Origin of the sequence: Methylococcus sp. S1M, assembly GCF_051295855.1 — a bacterium.
Lineage (GTDB): Bacteria > Pseudomonadota > Gammaproteobacteria > Methylococcales > Methylococcaceae > Methylococcus > Methylococcus capsulatus.
This window is the reverse complement of sequence record NZ_JBPDXO010000011.1, coordinates 59345-65534: the sequence shown is the minus strand read 5'-3', so window position 1 is coordinate 65534 and position 6190 is coordinate 59345. Positions and strand designations below refer to the sequence as shown.

General features: G+C 64.2%; 6 protein-coding genes and 1 pseudogene. 4 read left to right on the top strand and 3 right to left on the bottom strand.

The features are described from left to right. Positions 1-95 precede the first annotated feature (95 nt). Positions 96-230 (top strand): annotated as a pseudogene (locus ACSHWJ_RS14890) (integrase core domain-containing protein); the annotation flags it as partial. Positions 231-300: 70 nt separating this feature from the next. Here the strand turns inward: ACSHWJ_RS14890 and ACSHWJ_RS14885 are convergent. Together ACSHWJ_RS14885 and ACSHWJ_RS14880 are read right to left on the bottom strand one after the other, a co-directional pair. Beyond that, a complete protein-coding gene (locus ACSHWJ_RS14885; protein ID WP_218797169.1) occupies positions 301-660 on the bottom strand; it encodes a DsrE family protein in 360 nt (119 codons plus the stop codon). 69 nt (positions 661-729) lie between these two features. Continuing rightward, a complete protein-coding gene (locus tag ACSHWJ_RS14880) occupies positions 730-1056 on the bottom strand; it encodes a carboxymuconolactone decarboxylase family protein (RefSeq protein ID WP_218797167.1) in 327 nt (108 codons plus the stop codon). A gap of 137 nt (positions 1057-1193) precedes the next feature. Between ACSHWJ_RS14880 and gcvT the strand changes: the two genes are divergently transcribed. The 3 genes from gcvT (at position 1194) to gcvPB (ending at position 5191) form a co-directional block, all read left to right on the top strand. Continuing rightward, entirely contained in the window at positions 1194-2276 is a 1083-nt protein-coding gene (gcvT, locus tag ACSHWJ_RS14875; RefSeq protein WP_218797165.1) for a glycine cleavage system aminomethyltransferase GcvT, read from the top strand. A 93-nt stretch (positions 2277-2369) separates the two neighbouring features. Further along, positions 2370-3731 carry an aminomethyl-transferring glycine dehydrogenase subunit GcvPA gene (gcvPA, locus tag ACSHWJ_RS14870; protein ID WP_432539961.1) on the top strand — a complete coding sequence of 454 codons (1362 nt, stop codon included), beginning with the start codon at positions 2370-2372 and terminating at the stop codon, positions 3729-3731. Continuing rightward, a complete protein-coding gene (gene gcvPB / locus ACSHWJ_RS14865) occupies positions 3725-5191 on the top strand; it encodes an aminomethyl-transferring glycine dehydrogenase subunit GcvPB (RefSeq protein WP_432539962.1) in 1467 nt (488 codons plus the stop codon). Before gcvPA ends, gcvPB begins: the two co-directional genes overlap by 7 nt. A 77-nt stretch (positions 5192-5268) precedes the next feature. On the opposite strand, the gene ACSHWJ_RS14860 is transcribed toward gcvPB, so the two are convergent. Further along, positions 5269-6012, bottom strand: a complete 744-nt coding sequence (locus tag ACSHWJ_RS14860) for a hypothetical protein (protein ID WP_218800853.1) — start codon at positions 6010-6012, stop codon at positions 5269-5271. Positions 6013-6190 lie beyond the last annotated feature (178 nt).

The following is a 6190-nucleotide window of genomic DNA, read 5'->3' as shown; positions in this document are numbered from 1 at the left end:
CACGCACCTGCTTGTCACTCATCGCTTCTCTCCTTGTCGACATTTTCAACAAGGGCTAAGCACTCCACTTTGCAGGGCACAGGGCAAGGTCAACATGGGAGGAAGTACGGGAGCGCACCGAAGCCTGGATGAAAGATTACAACGGAGAGTTACCGCACGATGCGCTCGGCGACCCGACACCCCTCAAGTGCGGAGTGTTTCACCACCTCGAAACCTCGACTAATGGATGACACTAATTCGGGGAGGTTTACAATCCCACCTTGTCATGCCCGCGAGGGACTGCTCGTCGTTTCGGTCGGATCAGAATGCAATGTTCCGGTCACGTTCCAGCACGGCAACGATGTAGTCGGGCATGCCCTTGATCGCCGCCCCGCCGATCAAATCGGCTTCGCCTATCTGGCGTGCCACCGCGCAGGCGCCACAGACCCAGATCGGAACTCCCGCCGCTTGAACGGCGGCCAGCAGGTCCTTGAGCGGCGTCAGGTTGACGCCGACCACGTGATCGGCAGTGCCTTTGCGGGCCAGCGTGACGGCTTCGTTCCACAGCCAAAGGATCACGTCGTGGCCTTGTTCACGGGCCGCTTTGGCGGCGATGAACGGAAGGGTCGCCATGGTCGGATCGTCGGTCCCCCGGCTGCCGGAAATGATCAATGTTTTCATGGATGCTCCTGTATCGTGGGTTGTTTGGGTTTCAGCTTCCGCCGAATGCAGCGGGCACACCCGCTGCCTTCAGTCCTTGCCCTCGGCGAAGATATCCTGAGCCCAGCTCAGCGCGGCGCTGACGGTCGGAAACCCCAGCGTACTGGTCAGCAAGATGATGGCATGGTTGATTTCCTCGCGCGAGGCGCCCGCGGCCAACGCTCTTCTTACGTGACTGTGAACCGCGCCTTCCGAATGGATCGCCACGGCCGCCGCGAGCCGGATGAGATGGGCGGTCTTGTCGTCGAGGGGACCTTGCTCCTTCAAGGCCGCACCCAGCCGCTCCACGGCCGCCATGAAACCGGGGTACTCCTGTTGCAGCAGCACATAATTTTTCGGAAGCCTGTCTTTGTTCATAATGGTTTCTCCGGATTGGCCTGCGGACTTCGTTCGGGGCGCTTCGGCGCTCGATCCTTCCCTGGCCGGCACGCATGTGCCAATACTACGCTCCGCCGAGGGAACCCCCAACCCCGCGGTTTCGAGGACACGACACCATGGGCAGATGCACCGCACTCCACGAAGAACACCTGGCGCTGGGAGCGCGGATGACCGAGTTTTCGGGCTGGGAACTGCCGCTCCATTACGGCTCGCAGATCGCCGAACACCATGCCGTACGCCGGGCCGCCGGCATGTTCGACGTCTCCCATCTGGGCGTGGTCGACGTCGAGGGGCTTCAGGCAGCCCCATTCCTGCGCCGAGTCCTCGCCAACGACGTCGCCCGGCTCGCCGAGCCGGGACGAATGCTCTACGGCTGCATGCTCAACCAGGACGGCGGCATCGTCGACGACCTCGTCGTGGGCTTCATCGACGATCGGCGCTTCCGCCTCATTCTCAATGCCGGGACAAGGGAAAAAGACCTGAGGTGGCTCCACCGCCAGGCTGCGCCTTTTTCTGTGACCGTCACTCCCCGTGACGATCTGGCCATGATCGCCCTCCAAGGCCCGGACTCCTCCCGCATCGCCGACGCCGTCGTCGCCGCCGGGAGCTCCGGACTGAAACCCTTCACCGCCACGCAGCGAGGCGACCGCTTCATCGCCCGTACGGGTTATACCGGCGAGGACGGCTTCGAAATCATCCTGCCTCACGCCGAAGCAGGCTCGCTGTGGCGCCAGCTTTTCCAGGCCGGTACCCGGCCCTGCGGACTCGGCGCCCGCGACACCCTCAGGCTGGAAGCCGGCATGCGCCTCTACGGGCAGGACATGGACGAGACGGTCACGCCCCTCGCCTGTGGCCTCGGCTGGACGGTTGCCTGGGAACCCGAAGAGCGCGATTTCATCGGCCGCGCAGCCCTGGAACGGGAACGCATCGGGGGCTCGCCTTCGAAATTCGTCGGATTGATCCTGGAGGAACCGGGAATCCTTCGCAGCGGGCAGAAGGTGGCCGTCGCGAACGTCGGCGAGGGCGTCGTGACCAGCGGCGGCTTCTCCCCAACCCTACGGCGCTCGATCGGCCTGGCGCGGGTACCCGCGGCGACCGGGCGCGAGTGCCGGGTGGAAATCCGCGGCAGCCTCAAGCGCGCAACGGTGGTGAAACCGCGCTTCGTCCGCCGCGGCACATCGCTGATCGATATCTGCTAGCATCGCCGCGAGGGATGCCGGTCGAAAGAGTCCCGAAGACCGGTCATCATGCGGGTATGAAACCGCCTGCTGAAACAGCGAGGAAACTTCGCCATGCCATTCATCCCCCATACCGAAGCGGAAGTCCGCGACATGCTCGCGGCCATCGGCGCCGGATCGATCGACGAGCTGTTCGCCGAAATCCCGCCGGACCTGCGCTGCGGCGAACTGAAAGACCTGCCCGAGGCGCTGTCGGAAATGGAGGTCTGCAAGCTGATGGAGGAACGCGCGGCCGAGAACCGCAGCGCCCTCTGCTTCGCGGGCGCCGGCGCCTACGAGCACTACATTCCGGCGGCGGTGTGGGAGATCGCCCTGCGCGGCGAGTTTTACAGCGCCTATACGCCTTACCAGGCGGAAGCGAGCCAGGGCAGCCTCCAGGTGTTCTACGAGTACCAGTCCATGATGGCGGGCCTGATGGCCATGGATGTCTCCAATGCGTCGCTCTACGACGGCGCCTCCGCGCTGGGCGAGGCGATCCTGATGGCGCTGCGCACGAATCCGGAATCCCGCTCGCGCAAGATCCTGCTGCCGCGAAGCCTCAATCCGGTCTACAAGCGGGTCGCCCGGACCCTCACCCGCAACCAGCGGGTCGAACTGGTCGATCTGGACTACGACCGGAGCTTGGGACGGATTGCCGAAAACGCGCTGGAAACGTTCGAGGGGGGGGAGTTCGCCGCCGTGGTCATTCCGCAGCCCAACCACTTCGGCGTGCTCGAAGAGGTGGACGTCCTCGCCGACTGGGCCCATCGCCATGGCGCCCGCAGCATCGCCGTGGTCAATCCGACTGCCATGGCACTGCTGAAGCCGCCGGGCGAATGGGGCGAACACGGCGCCGACCTGGCCTGCGGCGAAGGCCAGCCCCTGGGGATTCCGCTTTCCGCGGGGGGCCCCTATTTCGGATTCCTCTGCAGCCGCCAGGACTTCGTCCACCAGCTCCCCGGCCGCTTGGTCGGACGCACCGTCGACATGGACGGCCGCGAGGGCTTCACCCTCACGCTGCAACCCCGCGAGCAGCACATCCGCCGCGGCAAGGCGACATCCAACATCTGCACCAACCAGGGACTGATGGTGACGGCGGCAACCCTCTATATGGCATTGATGGGCCCCAAGGGACTGCGCAACGTCGCCGCCGCCTGCCACGCCAACGCCTCGGCGCTGCTCGAGCGGCTGACCCGCATCGACGGCGTCGAACCGGTCTTCCCGGCTCCGTTCTTCCACGAAGCCGCGATCCGCCTGCCGCGGGCGGCGGACCGTGTGCTGGCAGGGCTGGCCGAAAGAGGGATACTCGGCGGCCATGTCCTTTCGGCCGATTATCCCGAACTCGGCGACGCCCTCCTCATCTGCGCCACCGAAACCCGTGGCCCGGAGGATATGGACCGCTATGCAGCCGCGCTGGCGGAGGTACTCGAATGCTGATCTTCGACCGTTCCCGCGAAGGCCGCGCCTGCGCCAGCCTGTTTCCGCAAACCCCCGCCGACATCCGCGGCCTGCCCGGCCACCTGCTGCGCCAGACGCCGCCACCGCTGCCGGAAGTGACCGAGCTGGACGTCGTGAGGCACTACACCCGTTTGTCGCAAAAGAATTTCTCCATCGACACCCACTTCTATCCCTTGGGCTCCTGCACCATGAAATACAACCCCAAGGCGGCGAACGTGCTGGCGCGGCAGCCCGGCTTCGCGGCGCTCCACCCCCTGGGTACCGAACGCTTCGGCCAAGGCACCTTGAGCTGTCTTTACGAGTTGCAGGAATATCTGAAAACGCTCACCGGCATGACCGCCGTCAGCCTCAGCCCGGCTGCCGGCGCCCAGGGCGAATTCTGCGGCGTCGCCATGATCCGCGCCTACCATGACGCCCGCAACGACCATGAGCGCAACGAAATCCTCGTCCCCGATGCAGCCCACGGCACCAATCCCGCCTCGGCCGCCATGTGCGGCTACCAAGTCAGGGAGATTCCCACCAACGCGGACGGCGACGTCGATCTGGAGGCACTGAAGCAGGCAGTGGGCCCGAAGACCGCCGGCATCATGCTCACCAACCCCTCGACACTGGGCGTGTTCGAACACCGCATTCCCGAGATCGCGGCGCTGGTCCACGAGGCGGGCGGCCTGCTCTATTACGACGGCGCCAACCTCAACGCCATCCTGGGCAAGGTCCGGCCCGGCGACATGGGTTTCGACGTCATCCACCTGAACCTGCACAAGACTTTCTCGACCCCGCACGGCGGCGGCGGCCCCGGTGCCGGGCCGGTCGGCGTCAACGCCAGGTTGCAGCCGTTCCTGCCGCTGCCGATGGTGGCAAGAAGCGGGAACGGTTATCGCTGGCTCGCCGAAAGCGACCGTCCCCAAAGCATCGGCCGCCTCTCCGCCTTCGCTGGCAACGTCGGCGTGCTGCTGCGGGCCTATGTTTACATCCGCCTGCTTGGATATCCAGGTCTGCGGCGAGTCGCCGAATATGCCACCCTCAACGCCAATTACTTACAGAAGAGACTGGTGGAGGCCGGATTCGACACCGCTTTTCCGACCCGCCGCGCCGCCCACGAATTCATCCTCAGCGTGCAGCGGCAGAAAAAGGAGCATCACGTCACCGCCCTCGATTTCGCCAAGCGGCTGCTCGACTACGGCTTCCACGCGCCGACCGTCTATTTTCCGCTGCTGATTCCCGAGTGCCTGATGATCGAACCCACGGAAACCGAGAACAAGGAAACCCTGGACGCTTTCGTCGACGCCATGGCCGCGATCCTGAAGGAAGCCGCGGAAGAACCGGAACGGCTCGGACAGGCGCCGCACTGCACGCCCGTCCGCCGGCTGGACGAAGTGCGCGCCGCCCGCCATCCGGATCTGGCCTGGAAACCGGCAGCGCCGGTCCCCCCTCGCTGATTTCAAAAAACGGCCTGCAAAAAGCCCTTCCGCCTCACGGTCGGAAGGGCTCGTTGCCGAGGAAGGGCGCCGCTCGATCAGCGATACATGAACTGATCGATGTCGCTGGAAGAGGGGTAGAAGTACCACGTTTCCGGCGAGGTACAACCTGCCGGCAGCGGATTGCTGGCCGTATCACGCACCACGGTCACGGACGGAGCGGCACCGTTGGCATCGCCCAGGGAGGAGACAGGGAAGCTCGCGGTCGGCTCCAGCAGCCAGGCCTCGACCTTCTTCTTGCTGCAGTACTGGACTGTCGGCATGTAATACACCGCTTGATTGACGCAGGCGTCCGCGGGGAAGAGCGGCGTCTGCCAGCCGGCCTTGACCCGGAACGTGAAACCGGCGTACTGGGTACCGGGAAGGTTGCCGTTCTTCCACACCATTGCCCGAGTGCCATCGCCGGTCGGATGAATGGGGCCGTTACGGGTTTCGACCTTGCCGAACCCCGCAGTCATCGAGGGAAGCGCGGTACCCCAGTCCCACATCATGGCGTTCTCGATGACCTGGACGGGCTGGCCCGAAACCGGCTTGGCGATGCGGTTCAGAGTATGCCCCTGCGGCGGCATTACGACGACCTCCACGACCGGGAAGTGCTTCTCGCCTTCGCTGCAGTCATGGGGAATGATCGCCGTCGGATAGACGGTCTTGCCTTCGATGTACTTCACCGAGGAGCCGTCCGGGAAAGCCTGGAAGCCGGCATGGCCGAACACCTGGCCGGCGCTCAAGGCGACTCCTGCGCTCAGCAGGGACAACGACAGAAATTTGTTCGTATTGGACATTGCTGTTTCTCTCTACCTATGCGTTCTCGAAAAGGCGAAGCCTACTGAATGAGACACTAAGCGTGCCACGGCCACCCATATTGCAACTACATGATAAAACGATACATTCCTATTACCAGCAAAGACGATTTGAGTCATTTCACACATCCAATGTGTCATTACGCTCACTTCCAGGCGC